Consider the following 16,737-nt stretch of genomic DNA (forward strand, 5'->3'; position numbering starts at 1 on the left):
ATTTATATTCTATTTTTTGCGATTGCAAAGTTACGACATAGAATTTAAAAATTATGGCTCTTTACAAAACATTAACTATCAGCAATGAAACTAAAGTTTTCATCTGGAAAATTGAAGAATCTATAGATGAATTAAAATCTGAAATTTTACTAACTGAAAACAGTGAAACTAGATTAAATTCGATGAAATCTGATTTACATCAAAAAGGGTTTTTAAGCATTAGACATTTGTTAAAAGAAGTGAATTTAACTGATGCTGATTTGCAGTATGATGAATTTGGAAAACCTCATTTAAACGATAACAGATTTATTTCGATAACGCATTCTTTTAACTATACTGCCATCATTTATTCAACAGAAACAGAAGTTGGAATTGATATTGAAAAACAGCGTGATAAAATCTTAAAAATTGCTCATAAGTTCACACCTTTTGAAGAGTATAAAACCATTGCAAATCATGATGCTTTAATTCGTAAACTAACCATTGTTTGGGGCGCAAAAGAGAGTTTATATAAAATTTACGGAAAGAAAAAGTTGCTTTTTTTACATCATATTTATGTTGAAGATTTTTCTTTTGATGATGAAAAAACTATTGGGAAAATACGATTTAATGGAGAAGAATCTTCTTATTCTGTTGCCTTCTTAGAGTTTGAAGGTTTTACTTGTGTGTTTGCGTATTAGAAGGGTTTCAAGTTTCTGGTTTCAAGTTGGAGTTTTAATGAAAGATTTTTTCTAATTATTAATTTCATACACTTTTGCTATGTTTTCTATGTTACTATGTGGTCAGAAATTCGTTTTAATGGAGAAACTGTTACTTATACTATTGAATTTTTAGAGCTTGAAGGGTTTACTTGTGTGTTTGCGTATTAAAGGGTTTCAAGTTTCTGGTTTCAAGTTGGAGTTTCCACTACATTGTAATTTTCCACTGAATTTTGTCATTTCGACAAAGGAGAAATCCCATACACTTGTTCAACAACACGTTAACTACTTTATGAGACTTCTCCCAAAAAGGTCGAAGTGACAATTCTGCTTTGTTTATGAGTTTTTGTTATTTTCCATCAAGCTTTCTCATACCCCATAAATTTTCTGTTTTCGATAAGAGAGACCTCAAATATAGTTTAGCTATTTTTCTGTATTTTCTATGTTACTATGTGGTCAGAAAAACAAATTAACTTCTTATTTTTGACAATCCAACATTCACAAAAATATGTCAGAAATTTTCGATTTCTTTTTTGGGCAATATAAAGACTATTCGACTTCTGATACAGTATTAGAAATCATTGCTGTGATTTTTGGTTTTTTGTCTGTATGGTTTTCTAAGCAAAATAAAATTTGGGTGTTTCCAACAGGGATGATCAGTACATCAATATTTGTGTATTTGCTTTTAAAATGGGAACTTTTAGGTGATATGATGATTAACGCTTATTACTTTATTATGAGCGTTTATGGTTGGTATATTTGGACGCGTAAAGTGGATGCAACACATGTAACTCCAATTTCTGAAACTACGAAAAAAGAAAAAACCATTTCTATTTACATCTTCTTAATCACCTTAGTTTTTGTTTTTATAGTGTATAAATATTTTGAAAAATGGACTTCTTGGGTTGCTTATGCAGACACACTTACCACTGCTATTTTCTTTGTAGGTATGTGGTTAATGGCAAAACGAAAAATAGAAAACTGGCTTTTTTGGATTGCAGGAAACATCATTTCTGTACCTTTATATTTTTACAAAGGATTTACATTTACTAGTTTTCAATACTTAGGATTTACATTTATTGCCATATTTGGATATTTAGCATGGAAAAAAAGCTTAGACAAGAACCTATAAACATTGTAAAAGTTGTTTTATTTGGGCCTGAATCTACAGGAAAAACAACACTTTCTAAACAATTAGCTCGTTATTACAATACTGTTTGGGCTCCAGAATTTGCACGTGATTATTTACAAGAAAAATGGAATAACGAACGTAAAACTTGTGAAGCTGATGATTTATTACCCATTGCAATAGGGCAAATGAAACTGGAAAATAAGTTAGCAAAAAAAGCAGATAAAGTGCTAATTTGTGACACAGATTTACTAGAAACTAAAGTATATTCAGAGGAATATTATGGAGGTTTTGTTGATGAAAATTTAGACAAAGCTGCCAAAAAAAATCAATACGATTTGTATTTATTAACTTACATAGATACTCCTTGGGAAGAGGATGATTTGAGAGACAGACCAGAATTGCGTTTAGAAATGTTTACTGCTTTTGAGACTGCTTTAAAAAAACACAATTGCAATTATATTTTATTAAAAGGAGATAAAGAATCTCGTCTTAAAAAAGCGATAAATGCTATTGATAAAATTATTGAAGATAAAGAAAATCTAAACTCTTTCTCAGATTCTTTAATAGATTTGGATATGAATTTTATGCATCAAAACAATGATTTTCGATCGAATTTAGATTAGTAAATTTTAGAAAAGAGAAAATAGAGCTGAGAAAAAAGACAAAAGATTATAGATAATAGATTAAAATTAGATCTAGAAAAAAGATGCTTGTCTATTTACTTTACTCTTTCATCTATCTTCTTCATTTAAAAACCATGAACACAGAAAACATCATCAAAGAATTACAATTCAAAGCCATTAGAAGTTCTGGTGCTGGAGGTCAGCATGTAAATAAAACATCCTCTAAAATAGAACTTACTTTCGATTTGGAGAATTCTGACTCATTATCGATTGATGAAAAAGATTTGCTAAAAACCAAGCTTTCCTCAAAATTAACCAATGAAAATGTTTTGATTTTATTTTGTGAGGAAACGCGCTCTCAACATAAAAACAAAGAATTAGCAATTAAACGTTTTTTAAGGTTGATAAAAGAAAACTTAAAAATTCCAAAAAAGAGAAAACCTACAAAACCTAGTAGAACTTCGATTATAAAAAATGCTGAAAAGAATAAAAGAAAATCTATCAAAAAAGCGTTGCGTAAAAAACCAAAAATTGACTAAACTTTTTTAAAAATAATCTGTTGTAATTCACTTTTCGTAATTACATTTGCAACGTTCTCATAAAGGGGTGCTAATTTAGTTGTTGGTTTTTAGTTTTTAGTATCTAGTCTTATTAGACTTTTTTAACTTTAAACTTTGAAACTTGGAACTTTTAAAAGGCTGAGATCATACCCAATGAACCTAGAACAGGTAATGCTGTTTAGGGATTTTACAAAAAGCCATTCAATAATGGCAACTTAATTATTCAATATTAATTACAAGAATAATTACCTCTTTTTATTCGTTTTAAAAATTTTTTAAAATGAAAAAAATATCCATTTTTTTATTCTTGTTTGTAAGCACGCTTGCAAACGCTCAGTCATTTTCAGTAAAAGGTACTGTTTATGACCAAAACAAAAATCCTTTAGAAGGCGCATCAGTTACTATTATTGATTCGAAAATTGGTTCCATTACCAATTCAGAAGGTCAATATGAGATAAAATTGTCAACAGGAGAATATTATCTTGAAGCCAAGTATTTAGGCTATGAAAATCAGATGCAAGGAATTACAATTTTAAATAAAAATGTTTCAGAAATAAACTTTTATTTACAACCCAAGTCAACAGTTTTAGAAGAAGTTTTGGTTTCTGCAGTTCGTGTAAATGCAGATGTTCCTGTTACGTTTTCTAACTTATCAAAAAAAGAAATTGCGAAACGTAATTTAGGGCAAGACATTCCTATTTTGCTCAACTATTTACCTTCTGTAATTTCGTCATCAGATGCAGGGGCTGGAGTTGGTTATACATACATGAGCGTTCGTGGTTCTAATAACGAAAGAATTAATGTAACTGTAAACGGAATTCCTTATAATGATGCAGAAAGTCATGGAACTTTTTGGGTGAATTTAGGAGATTTTGCATCATCAACCGAAAATTTACAATTACAAAGAGGTGTTGGAACATCCACAAATGGTTCTGGAGCTTTTGGTGCAAGTTTAAACATTTTAACAGACGCTGTTTCTGAAGAAGCTTATGGCGAAATTTCTAATTCTTTTGGGTCTTTTGGAACTAGAAAACACACTGTAAAATTTAGTTCTGGAAAGTTAAACAATCATATAGAAATTGCTGGACGTTTGTCTAATATTTATTCTGATGGTTATGTAGATAGAGCTTTTGCCGATTTAAAATCGTACTATTTACAAGGAAGTTATACTGATGAAAACACCTTAATTAAAGCCATTACTTTTGGCGGAAAGGAAAGAACTTATCAATCTTGGTTTGGTTTAACTGCAGATGAATTAGCTGCAGATAGAAGACAAAATCCATATACCTATGACAATGAAGTTGATGATTACAATCAAAATCATTATCAATTACATTGGAATGAAAAATTGAATGAAAACTGGTCTACAACTTTAGGTTTAAATTACACCAAAGGTTCAGGCTTTTTTGAGCAATTTAAAGCAGGTGAAGATGCTGCAGCCTTTAATAATTTAATTGTTGATGGAAGTGATGTAATTGTAAGACGTTGGTTGGACAACGATTTTTATGTAGTAAACTTCAACACCAATTACAAAACAGAAAAAATAAATTTAATTACAGGAATTTCTTATTCCAATTATACAGGAGATCATTTTGGAGAAGTAATTTGGGGTTCTGATTTAGCTCCAAATGCAAATATTAGAGATCGTTATTATTTTTCTGATGCTACAAAAAACGACTTTTCACTATTTGCAAAAGCAACGTTTTCTATAACTGAAAAATTATCTGGTTATGCAGATTTACAAGGTCGTTTTGTAGATTATAAAACAGCAGGAATTACCAATGATATTGTGCCTATAAATGTAGATGCAAATTTTAATTTCTTTAATCCGAAGTTTGGTTTTACTTATAAAATAAATCAAAATAATAATTTATACACCTCTTTTGCAGTGGCTAACAGAGAGCCTAACAGAAACGATTTCGAAAATGGAGTTTCTACACCAGAAACTTTAAATGATTTAGAATTTGGTTGGCGTTTAAACAATGGCAACATCAAACTAAATACCAATATTTATTATATGGATTATAAAAATCAGTTGGTTTTAACTGGTGCTTTAGATGATGTTGGGCAACCTGTCAGAACAACTTCTGGAAACAGTTACAGACTAGGTTTAGAGATTGATGCAGACATCAGATTATCAGATAAATTTTCTGTAAAACCCAATGCAGCTTTTAGTTCTAATAAAAATAGCGATTTCTTTATTACAAGAGATGGAAACCAAAATCCACAACCTTTAGGAAATACTGATATTTCGTTTTCACCCAATGTAATTGTTGGAAATATGTTGATTTTTAATCCTCTAGATAATTTACAATTTACATTTTTATCAAAATATGTTGGACAACAATTTATGAGTAATTTTAGCAGTGCCATTTCTACAAACGATGTTTTAGCATCTTATTTTACAAGTGATTTGAATATTGTTTATCAAATAAACCCTAGCAAAATATTTAAATCGATAACAATTTCTGCTCTAATAAATAATATTTTTAACGCAGAATATGTAGACAGAGGTTACTATTTTACCTATGATGATGATTTTTCTATTCCAGGAACTGTAAACACTGTTGATGGTGCAGGTTATTATCCACAAGCCACAAGAAATTTCTTAATTGGAGCTACTTTAAGATTTTAACAAAAAAAACGAAATTTAATCGTTTTTGAATAAATTTCGATAATAATGGGCCGTTTTTTAGTTAAAACGGCTTATTTTTCGTATTTTCGTAAAACATGGTTAAATATTCAGTTTATCAAAAAAATAATTCTAAAATTAAAAACTTTAGTTATTTAGAAAATAAAACTGAAATACTTAAAACGCCAGTCTTCTAATTACTTCTTTGCACATTTTTTGCAAATAAAAACCAAATAATCTTTTAGTATTCATCGAAAATCAAAAATGTAATTTTTTGCGTTTGATTCTAAATTTAAATCTTTTTAAAAACACTTTTATACAATATGAGACAACTTAAAATAAGTAAGCAAGTTACCAACAGAGATGCAAAATCTTTAGATAAATATTTTCAAGAAATTAGTAAAATAGGTTTAATTACTGCTGATGAAGAAGTGGAATTAGCTGTGAAAATTAGAACTGGAGATGAAAGAGCATTAGATCAATTGGTAAAAGCGAACTTACGATTTGTTGTTTCGGTTGCTAAACAATATCAAAATCAAGGTTTAAAATTATCTGATTTAATAAACGAAGGCAATTTAGGTTTGGTAAAAGCAGCTAAACGTTTTGATGAAACTAGAGGTTTTAAATTTATTTCTTATGCAGTTTGGTGGATTCGTCAATCTATAATGCAAGCGTTAGCAGAGCAATCTAGAATTGTGCGTTTACCATTGAATAAAATTGGTAATATTAGTAAAATAAGAAAAGTTTACGCCAGATTAGAACAAGATAATGAGAGAATACCTACTTACGTAGAAATTGCGAATGCTTTAGACACAACTGCAAGCAGTGTTGCACAAAGTATGAGTATTTCTGGAAAACATTTGTCTATGGATGCACCTTTTAGAGAGGGTGAAGAATCTAATATGTATAATGTTTTACAATCTGATGAGTCTCCAAGACCTGATAAAAATTTAATGGTTCAATCTTTAAAAATAGAAATTAATAGAGCACTAGAAACATTAACACATAGAGAAGCAGATGTGATAAAAATGTTTTACGGAATCGAACCTCAAACACCAAGTAGTTTAACAGAAATTGGAGAAAAATTCGATTTAACTCGAGAGCGTGTTAGACAAGTAAAACAAAGAGCATTAACAAGATTAAAGTCGAAATCTAAGTCTCAAGTATTAAGACATTATTTAGGATAAAAAAAAGCGAGCCAAAGCTCGCTTTTTTTATGAATCTATTTTGCCAACAGCGCAACTTACAAAAGATTTTGCTTTGTGCACAATTGTATTTTTATCACCAACTTCTGGATAACCCAATTGCGATAATTTTGCTTTCACTTCTTCAAAATTATCTTTTTCAGATATAAAAGAAACTATAGACTTTTCTAAGTCTATATTTAATTCTACAACTCCATTAATGGCTAAAATTCCTTTTTTAATAGTTGCAACACAACCACCACATTTTAAGTTTTCTATGATAATATTTTTTTTCATAATTTTCAATTTTCCAGTTCCCATTGATTAAAACCTCCTAAAACATTATAAACTTCAAAGCCTTTTTCTTGCAAAATTTTGGCGGATTTCCCACTTCTGCCTCCACTTCTACAATATAAATAAACAGGTTTCTTTTTATCTAAGTTTTTCATTACTTTTTCAGCAAAATCAGCATCGAAATAATTAACGAATTTTGCTGATGTTATAAATCCATTTTTAATTTCTTCTGGGGTTCTAACATCTAACAATTGAATTTTATCTTTCTCTAAAAGGGCTTTTAACTCTAATGTTGTAATTGTTTTTATTTCTTGTGCTTCATCACAATTGATAAAAAGGAAACTTATTATAATTAAACAAAATACTTTTTTCATATTCTTATTTTAAAGTAGATGGACAAACAGCAGCAGTTCTTTTAATACCTGTTTTTTTTATGGCTGCATAACCTCCAGAAACATCAATAACATTATGAAAACCACGTGCTTTTAAAATTGAAGCAGCTATAACAGATCTATAACCCCCTGCACAATGTACATAGAAATTTTGCTTTTTAGGAAATTCAGAAATATGTTCGTTCAAAAAATCTAAAGGTGTATTCGATATATTTTCGATGTGTTCGCTTGCATATTCTCCTGGTTTTCGAACATCGAACACAATTGGGTTCTCTCTCATTTTTGTTTCTAATGTTTCTGCAGAAACAGAATGTAAAGTATCTATTTCTCTGTTGGCTTTTCGCCATGAACCGAAACTGCCATCTAAATAACCTAAAACATTATCAAAACCAACTCTAGAAAGTCTAGTAATTGTATCTTCTTCTTTTCCTTCTGGAGTTACTAATAAAATTGGTTGTTTTATATCTTTAATTAAAGCACCCACCCAAGGTGCAAAAGTACCTCCTAAACCTATAAAAATAGATTGTGGTATAAAGCCTTTTATAAATTCTGATTGATGACGAACATCTAAAACAATGGCATCCGTTTCATTGGCAATTATTTCAAAATCTTTTACAGATAAAGGTTTTGCAGATACTTTAATAATATCTTCTATGCTTTTATAGCCTTCTTTATTCAATTTTACATTTAAAGGAAAATAAGCAGGTGGTGGTAATAACCCATCTGTAACTTCTTTTATAAACTCAGCCTTGGTCATATTTTCTCTAAGAGCATAATTGGTTTCCTTTTGATTGCCAATAGTGCCTACAGTTTCTTTACTTAGATTTTTACCACAAGCAGAACCAGCTCCATGTGCAGGATATACAATTACATCATCTGCCAAAGTCATTACTTTGGTTCTTAAGCTATCAAACAAAAAGCCAGCTAAATCTTCTTGCGTTAAATCACCTTTTTGTGCTAAATCTGGTCTGCCTACATCACCTAAAAACAAAGTATCTCCACTAAAAAGAGCGTGATCTTTACCATTTTCATCTTTTAATAAGTAACACGTACTTTCCATGGTGTGGCCAGGAGTATGAAGTACTGTAATTGTTATATTACCAACATTAAAAACTTGTTTGTCTTCTGCAATTATAGCATCAAAATAGGTTTTAGCTGTAGGACCGAATACAATTTTTGCTCCAGTTTTTTCTGCTAACGTTACATGTCCACTTACAAAATCTGCATGAAAATGAGTTTCAAAAATATATTTAATTTTTGCATTGTTTTTTTTTGCACTATCTATATAACTTTGCACTTCTCTTAAAGGGTCGATAATGGCAACTTCTCCTTTGCTTTCTATGTAGTATGCACCTTGTGCCAAACAGCCTGTATAAATTTGTTCAATAATCATAATTCTTTCCTTTATTGATATGCTTGATGTATGTATTTCGCATATTTTTCTTGATGTTTTCTATCGCCAGTTTTATAAAATTTTACAGCATCATTATCCCTCATAAAAAAATGATTGATATCTATGATTTTTAAAATTCCGCTTCTAAATAAATCGTCTCTAACAGGTCCTTTTACACCTGCAAAGTAAAAGACAATATCTTTTTTCTTGTAATATTTAATTCGCTCAATTAGCATTTCTATACCTGTACTATCTACTCTATTTATGCTTTCTGCATCTAAAACTATCAATTTTAGTGCCTTTCCTTTAGCTAGTGCCATTTCGTCTAAATTGTCTCTAAAATAGCCCGAATTTGCGTAAAATATTTGAGCATCAAATCTAAAAACTAAAATATCATCTTCTATAATTACTTCTTCAAATCTATTTTTATTTCTATAAAAATTAGAATTAGGAACCTTACCTAATTCTGTAACATAGGGCCTTGATGTTCTAAAAATTAAAACAACTAAAGACAAACCTACACCTACTATTATACCATATTCGATACCTAATAATAGCGTTGCTAAAAATGTTGATAGCATTAACCAGAAATCTAAATTATTAGCTTTCCATAAAAACGCGGCTTCTTTTAGATTTATCAAACCAAAAACGGCTACAATAATAATAGCTGCCAAAACTGTTTTTGGTAAGTAATAAAATAAAGGTGTTAAAAAAAGTAGTGTTACCATAACCATAACTACAGAAATTAAAGCTGCCATTCCTGTTTTTGCACCACTTTCTTCGTTGATAGCCGAACGTGAAAAGCTCGATGTACTTGGATATGCTTTAAAAAGAGAACCAAAAATATTTGCTAAACCTAAAGCAATTAATTCTTGATTTGGTCTTATTCTATATTCATCTTGTTTGGCTTCTAAAGATTTACCTATAGATATCGTTTCTAAATAACCTACCATAACTAAAGTGAATGCAATTGGTAATAATTCTCTAATTTGATCTAAATCCAATTCAGGAATTCCGAAAACTGGTAAACCTGAAGGTATATCTTTTACAATGGAAACATCATTAAAAGCTTTTCCAAAATATTTCATAATCAAAATACCGAGAATTACAACAATTAATGCATTTGGTATTTTTTTATTTATTTTTCTGAAAAAGATAATTACAATTACAGATACTAAACCAATTATTGTGGTATGTAAATTATAACTAGCTATTTGCCTCCATATATCTTCTAAAACATACTGAATTTGATCACTCTGTATAAAATCTACTCCAAATAAATTTCTAAATTGATTCAACCCAATAATTAAAGCAACTGCAGATGTGAAGCCAGTTATAACTGGTTTAGATAAAAAGTTTACAATAAACCCTAAACTAAAAATTCCTAGAATAAATTGTATGGTTCCTACCATTAAAGCCAATAAAATTGCAATGGCAATATAACTTTCTGAACCTGCTAAAGCTAAGGTAGATACACCTGTTGCAACTATTAAAGAATCCATTGCAACTGGGCCAATTGCTACTTGTCTAGAAGATCCAAAAATGGCATACATAACTTGTGGAACTAACGCACAATACAAACCATAAATGGGAGGCAAACCTGCAATTAATGCATATGCAATTCCTTGCGGAATTAAAATAATACCTACAGTAATCCCTGCAACTAAATCACCTTTAAAAAGGGATGTGTTGTAGTTAGGTAACCATTCTAAAATTGGTATTATTTTCTTTATATTCATTAGTATATTCTAACCTTCCCAAAAGGAAGGAAAACTTACTCTTGTGTTATCCTATTTCTTATCTCTTGTCTCTTGTCTCTTGTCTCTAAAAACTAGAACAATTCTCCTTGATTTCTACCTTTTGTTCTTCCTAAATGTTTGTAGGCTAACTCTGTTACTTCTCTTCCTCTGGGAGTTCTCATAATAAAACCTTGCTGTATTAAAAAAGGTTCATATACTTCTTCTATAGTTTCTGTATTTTCTGAAACTGCAGTTGCAATTGTACTTAAACCAACTGGTCCTCCTTTAAATTTATCAATAATTGTGGCTAAAATTTTATTGTCCATTTCATCTAAACCATGAGCATCCACATTTAGAGCTTTTAGTGCATATTTTGCAATTTCTATACTAATGTTTCCATCACCTTTAATCTGTGCAAAATCTCTAACTCTTCTTAATAATGCATTTGCAATTCTTGGTGTTCCTCTACTTCTACCTGCAATTTCAATTGCAGCTTCCATGGAAATAGGAACTCCTAAAATAGTAGAACTTCTTTGTATTATTGTTGTTAAAAGCTCTGTTGTATAATATTGTAAACGACTACTAATTCCAAAACGCGCTCTCATTGGAGCTGTTAATAATCCTGAACGAGTTGTAGCCCCAATTAATGTAAACGGTTCTAAATTGATTTGAACTGTTCTGGCATTTGGACCAGATTCAATCATGATATCAATTTTATAATCTTCCATAGCAGAATATAAATATTCTTCAACAATCGGACTTAGCCTATGGATTTCATCAATAAATAAAACATCTCGTTCATCTAAATTTGTAAGTAAACCTGCTAAATCTCCTGGCTTGTCTAAAACAGGCCCAGAAGTAACTTTTATGCCTACTTGCAATTCATTAGCTAAAATATGAGCTAGGGTCGTTTTTCCCAATCCTGGAGGACCATGAAAAAGAGTATGATCTAAAGCTTCTCCTCTTTGGTTTGCTGCTTCAACAAAAATTTTTAAGTTTTCTAATGCTTGATCTTGACCTGTAAAATCATCAAAAGAAAGAGGACGTAATTTCTTTTCTACGTCTAAATCTTCATTTGAAAGATTGGTGTTTTCAGGGTTCAAGTTTTCGTTCATAGTAACAAAGATAATATTATTTAAAATACCTTTTTGTAAGTTTTGTTACAAAGCAAAAAACCTTTCCAAATTGGAAAGGTTTTTTAAAAAATTTATTTTCTTAAGATGGCTCTTCGCCATCTAATAAAGGCGTTGTTTGTAGCACAAAATCTTGTCCATGCAAATAGTCGCTATCATCATCATTTGGGTCTACACGTTTACTATAATCATAAGCCCATCTGTGAACTTCTGGTATTTTTCCAGGCCAGTTACCATGTATATGTTCTACAGGTGTAGTCCACTCTAAAGTATTCGATCTCCAAGGATTCTGAGTTGCTTTTTGACCTCTGTAAATTGAAATAAAGAAGTTTGCTAAAAATATAATCTGTGCAAAACCTCCAACTAAAGCAAATATTGTTATTACAACGTTTATATCTGCTAAATCATCAAACATAGGAAAAGCTGTATTCGAATAATATCTTCTTGGCAAACCTGCTAAACCTATAAAATGCATTGGCCAAAATACACCATAAGCACAAATTATAGTAATCCAAAAATGCCAATAACCTAGAGTTTTATTCATCATTCTTCCATACATTTTAGGGAACCAATGGTAAATACCTGCATACATTCCAAAAATTGCAGAAACACCCATTACTAAATGGAAGTGCGCCACAACAAAATACGTGTCGTGAATTGCGATATCTAATGCTGAATCTCCTAAAACCAATCCTGTTAAACCTCCTGTTACGAATGTTGATACAAGACCTATAGAAAACAACATTGCTGGATTTAACTGTAAATTACCTTTCCACAAAGTGGTTATATAGTTAAAAGCTTTTACAGCTGATGGAATTGCAATTAACAAAGTTGTGAATGTAAATACAGATCCTAAAAATGGATTCATTCCAGAAATAAACATATGATGCCCCCAAACAATTGTAGATAAAAATGCAATTGCCATAATAGACATAACCATTGCTCTATATCCAAAAATTGGTTTTCTAGAATTTGTTGATATAATTTCTGATGTAATTCCTAAAGCTGGTAATAATACAATGTATACTTCTGGGTGCCCTAAGAACCAAAATAAATGCTCAAACAACACTGGTGATCCTCCTTGATAATGCAAAACTTCTCCAGAAATAAAAATATCTGATAAGTAGAAAGATGTTCCAAAACTTCTATCAAAAATTAACAATAATGCTGCTGACAAAAGCACTGGAAATGAAACTACACCAATAATTGCTGTAATAAAGAATGCCCACATTGTAAGAGGCAATCTTGTCATTTTCATTCCTTTCGTTCTTAAATTAAATACAGTAACAATATAATTTAATGCCCCAATTAAAGAAGAAGCAATAAATATAGACATAGAAACCAACCATAAAGTCATACCTGTTCCAGAACCTGGAATTGCTTGAGGCAAGGCACTTAAAGGTGGGTAAATTGTCCATCCTGCTGAAGCTGGACCTGCTTCAACAAATAATGATATTACCATGATTATACTTGACAAAAAGAATAACCAGTAAGAAATCATATTTAAAAAACCAGAAGCCATATCTCTAGCTCCAATTTGTAAAGGAATTAAAAGATTCGAAAACGTACCACTTAAACCTGCTGTTAATACAAAGAATACCATTATAGTACCATGAATAGTTACCAAGGCTAAATACATATCTGGTGCCATTATCCCATCAGTTTGATGAGAACCTAGAAATGCTTCAATAATTGTAAACGATTTTTCTGGCCATGCCAATTGTAGACGAAATAACATCGACATCATAACTGCAATAATCCCCATAAACATCCCTGTTACCAAGAATTGCTTAGAAATCATTTTATGATCTTGACTAAAAATATATTTTGTTACAAATGTTTCTTTATGATGATGATCTGACATAATCTTGTAATTTGTAGAATCTTTTTTATTATTATTGAATAACTGTTGCTAAAGTTGGTTGTTCTGCAATCCATTTTTCATATTCTTCTTGCTCAACAACTGTAATTTTCATTTGCATACTGTAATGAGATGCTCCACATATTTTATTACAAAGTAATAAATAATCGAATTCATATAATTCCTCACCTTTTTCTGCTCTTATTATATTTATACCTTTCGTTTTTTCTATTACCTCAGATTGTTGTCTCATCTCTTCAGTAGTGTATTTGGGTGTAAAACCAAACTCAGTAACCATACCTGGTACACAGTTCATTTGCGCTCTAAAGTGAGGCATATAAGCTGAGTGCAATACATCTTGTGAACGAAATTTAAAATGAATTTTCTTTCCTTTAGGTAAATACAATTCTGTTACTTGAACATCATCTTGAGAATTTTTATCAGACATGTCAACACCCATTGTATTGATGCCTTTAATATAGTTTACGTTTCCTAAACCTAACGTATTATCTTTACCTGCATAACGTGCATCCCATCTAAATTGTTGAGAATAAACTTCTATTACAATGGCATCGTCATCAGATAAATCCATTACATTATTCCATTGCCATAAACCATAACCAATTAACCCTACCAAAACAATGGCTGGTGTAACTGTCCAAATTAATTCTAACTTGTGACTGTCTGCATAAAATTTAGCTTTATTAGCTTTATTTCCTCTATATTTAAAAGTAAAATAGAAGATTAAAAATTGCATAATAAACTGCACTATACCAATTAACCAGAAGGTTAAATCGAATAATCTATCATCATGTTCTCCTTCAATAGAAGCAGATTCTGGCAGCATTATAACATTCATAGCTATTAAGCAATAAATCATCATAGCATAGAAAAACACCATAAAATAGAGTGCATATTTACCTTGCTTTGCATTGTCTTCATCGTTAGCAATAACCTCCCTAAAATTTAGAATTCTAGTGATTTGCCAAAAACTTACACCTATTGCAACACCTATAAAAATATAAAATAGAGCTAGCATATATATCTTTTCTTAATTGTTTAAATCTTTATTTATTAATGATGATCTGCTGATCCTTCTCCTCTGTGTTCTATGTTGTAATAATGGAAATGTTCACTTTCTTCTAAGAAAGGGTTTCCTTTTGGAATAGGATTCGCTTTCGCGAAAGCACTAAATACAGTGTATATAAATATTCCTAAAAAGAATAATAAAGCACTAATTTCTGCATATCCAAAAGACCAATAAGCACCAACAGTTCCTGGCATAATCATTACGAATACATCCACATAATGACCGGCTAAAATTACCAACCCCCCAATAATAACAAACCAAGGAATACTTTTATAATCACTATTGATTAATAATAATATTGGAAAAACGAAATTCATAACAACCATTGCTAAAAACGGTAATTTATATTCGTTAAATCTCGCCACGAAATATGTTGTTTCTTCTGGAATATCTGCATACCAAATTAACATAAATTGAGCAAACCATAAGTAGGTCCAGAATACTGAAAAACCAAACATAAATTTTGCTAAATCGTGAATATGGCTATCATTCACTCTTGGTAAAGCTCCTTTAGAGCGCAAGTAAATAGTTACAAATGCGATAACCGTTAATGCACTTACCAATAAACTTGCTAAAACATACCATCCAAATAATGTTGAGAACCAGTGAGGATCTAAGCCCATAATCCAATCCCAAGACATCATAGATTCTGTGATCATAAACAAGAAGATAAATCCAACAGAAACATTGTAATTTAACTTATATGTTTTTCCACCATCATTTGCTGTATCTTCTTTAATAGAGTTTCTTCTAATAAACCATCTATATGCGTTCCAAATTGCTAAATAAAGAACTCCTCTTATAATCCAAAATGGCAAATTCATCCATCCAGATTTTCCATCAATTATGGCATCATACTTATCACTTGTAGGATCAACAACACCTTCTGCCATCCATGGGAAAATGTGTGTTATGTGCATTGCAGCACAAATAATTACTACCAACATAATTATTGATGTTGGTACCAAGTTCGCAGTAATAGCCTCCATGACTCTGAATAAAACAACAGACCAACCAGATTGTGCTACTCTTTGCGAAGCGTAAAACGCCAACACTAATAATGAAACTCCCAAAAAGAAAAACAATGATACATATAATGCAGACCAAGGTTTATTCTGTAATTGATGTAAAACATGTTCTGCATGGGCATCATCATTATGATGTTCTCCATGAGCTTCTGCAGCCCCATGTGCCTCTTTCTTTTCAGAATGATGAGCGTCAGCATCACTATTATGATGAGCTTCTTCTTTAGTTTCTACATGCGAAGTTTCATGACCAGCATCGTGAGACGATTGATGAGCAATTATTTCCTTAGCTTCTTCTAAAGAACTTGGTGCATTTATAAAACTTAAACCAATACCCAATGCTCCGATTATAATAAGAGCTATTGAGAGTATTTTTAATTTACCTGAGAATTGATACATATCTTTCGTATTCTATCTTTTTGTAATTATTGAGCTAATAAATCTGTACGTAGTTTTTCAACATAATGTACTATTTGCCAACGTTCATTATACGTTAATTGAGATGAATGAGAACCCATTAAATTTTTACCATGCATTATTACATGATAAATAGAACCTGCGTTTATATCTCTATCTTTATAATTAGGAATTCCTTCAAATTTTTCTGCTTGAGATAAATAACCATTTCCATCTCCTTTTTTCCCATGACAAGAAATACAATAAACATCGTATAAAACCTGCCCTTTTTCTAAATTCGCTTCTGTAGCCTCTAGAGGATTTATTACTTCTGCTTTCGCTTTTTCATATCCTTCTGGAGTATCTGGAATATCATATGCTGGATGCCCTCCTCTTGGAATTGTTCCAGCAACAGGTTTACTATTCACTGGTTTTCCATTAAGACCTTCATCACCATCCGTATCATAAGGTACAGATACGTACATGTCTGGCATATATTCAAGTTGTGGTGTTCTTTTGTTATTACAAGAAATAAAACTTGCAAAAACTATTAAACCGATAATTAATTTTAAACTTTTCATTATC

General features: G+C 30.7%; 15 protein-coding genes. 6 read left to right on the plus strand and 9 right to left on the minus strand.

The features are described from left to right. The first annotated feature begins 53 nt into the window (after positions 1 to 53). From WAO74_RS00595 to WAO74_RS00620, 6 genes are all read left to right on the plus strand, one after another. Positions 54 to 680, plus strand: a complete 627-nt coding sequence (locus tag WAO74_RS00595) for a 4'-phosphopantetheinyl transferase family protein (RefSeq protein ID WP_422158809.1) — start codon at positions 54 to 56, stop codon at positions 678 to 680. Between the two features lie 526 nt (positions 681 to 1,206). Next, positions 1,207 to 1,830, plus strand: coding sequence for a nicotinamide riboside transporter PnuC (gene pnuC, locus WAO74_RS00600; RefSeq protein WP_422158810.1), 624 nt, complete (start codon positions 1,207 to 1,209; stop codon positions 1,828 to 1,830). Continuing rightward, entirely contained in the window at positions 1,800 to 2,453 is a 654-nt protein-coding gene (locus WAO74_RS00605) for an AAA family ATPase (protein ID WP_422158812.1), read from the plus strand. The genes pnuC and WAO74_RS00605 overlap by 31 nt, the downstream gene beginning before the upstream one ends. A 134-nt stretch (positions 2,454 to 2,587) precedes the next feature. Beyond that, entirely contained in the window at positions 2,588 to 2,992 is a 405-nt protein-coding gene (gene arfB / locus WAO74_RS00610; RefSeq protein ID WP_422158814.1) for an alternative ribosome rescue aminoacyl-tRNA hydrolase ArfB, read from the plus strand. A 301-nt stretch (positions 2,993 to 3,293) separates the two neighbouring features. Further along, positions 3,294 to 5,648: a TonB-dependent receptor gene (locus WAO74_RS00615; protein WP_422158815.1), complete on the plus strand. Its 2,355-nt coding sequence runs from the start codon at positions 3,294 to 3,296 to the stop codon at positions 5,646 to 5,648. A 320-nt stretch (positions 5,649 to 5,968) separates the two neighbouring features. Then, a complete protein-coding gene (locus WAO74_RS00620; protein ID WP_422158816.1) occupies positions 5,969 to 6,832 on the plus strand; it encodes a sigma-70 family RNA polymerase sigma factor in 864 nt (287 codons plus the stop codon). Between the two features lie 27 nt (positions 6,833 to 6,859). Here the strand turns inward: WAO74_RS00620 and WAO74_RS00625 are convergent, their stop codons facing one another. The 9 genes from WAO74_RS00625 to WAO74_RS00665 form a co-directional block, all read right to left on the minus strand. Then, positions 6,860 to 7,126: a heavy-metal-associated domain-containing protein gene (locus WAO74_RS00625; RefSeq protein ID WP_422158817.1), complete on the minus strand. Its 267-nt coding sequence runs from the start codon at positions 7,124 to 7,126 to the stop codon at positions 6,860 to 6,862. A 5-nt stretch (positions 7,127 to 7,131) separates the two neighbouring features. Further along, positions 7,132 to 7,497: a rhodanese-like domain-containing protein gene (locus tag WAO74_RS00630; RefSeq protein ID WP_422158818.1), complete on the minus strand. Its 366-nt coding sequence runs from the start codon at positions 7,495 to 7,497 to the stop codon at positions 7,132 to 7,134. A 4-nt stretch (positions 7,498 to 7,501) separates the two neighbouring features. Then, positions 7,502 to 8,908, minus strand: coding sequence for an MBL fold metallo-hydrolase (locus WAO74_RS00635; RefSeq protein WP_422158819.1), 1,407 nt, complete (start codon positions 8,906 to 8,908; stop codon positions 7,502 to 7,504). A gap of 11 nt (positions 8,909 to 8,919) precedes the next feature. Further along, positions 8,920 to 10,647 (minus strand): SulP family inorganic anion transporter, encoded by a 1,728-nt coding sequence (locus WAO74_RS00640; RefSeq protein ID WP_422158820.1) that lies wholly within the window; start codon positions 10,645 to 10,647, stop codon positions 8,920 to 8,922. A 92-nt stretch (positions 10,648 to 10,739) separates the two neighbouring features. Continuing rightward, positions 10,740 to 11,762, minus strand: a complete 1,023-nt coding sequence (gene ruvB, locus WAO74_RS00645) for a Holliday junction branch migration DNA helicase RuvB (RefSeq protein ID WP_422158821.1) — start codon at positions 11,760 to 11,762, stop codon at positions 10,740 to 10,742. A 100-nt stretch (positions 11,763 to 11,862) separates the two neighbouring features. Next, positions 11,863 to 13,644, minus strand: a complete 1,782-nt coding sequence (locus tag WAO74_RS00650; RefSeq protein ID WP_422158823.1) for a cytochrome c oxidase subunit I — start codon at positions 13,642 to 13,644, stop codon at positions 11,863 to 11,865. 31 nt (positions 13,645 to 13,675) lie between these two features. Beyond that, positions 13,676 to 14,680 carry a cytochrome c oxidase subunit II gene (locus WAO74_RS00655; RefSeq protein ID WP_422158824.1) on the minus strand — a complete coding sequence of 335 codons (1,005 nt, stop codon included), beginning with the start codon at positions 14,678 to 14,680 and terminating at the stop codon, positions 13,676 to 13,678. 35 nt (positions 14,681 to 14,715) lie between these two features. Continuing rightward, complete coding sequence (locus WAO74_RS00660) at positions 14,716 to 16,155, minus strand: quinol:cytochrome C oxidoreductase (RefSeq protein ID WP_422158825.1); 1,440 nt, start codon at positions 16,153 to 16,155, stop codon at positions 14,716 to 14,718. Between the two features lie 26 nt (positions 16,156 to 16,181). Further along, positions 16,182 to 16,733: a c-type cytochrome gene (locus tag WAO74_RS00665; RefSeq protein ID WP_422158827.1), complete on the minus strand. Its 552-nt coding sequence runs from the start codon at positions 16,731 to 16,733 to the stop codon at positions 16,182 to 16,184. Positions 16,734 to 16,737 lie beyond the last annotated feature (4 nt).

The organism is Polaribacter sp. (genome assembly GCF_049276715.1).
Taxonomy (GTDB): Bacteria; Bacteroidota; Bacteroidia; order Flavobacteriales; family Flavobacteriaceae; genus Polaribacter.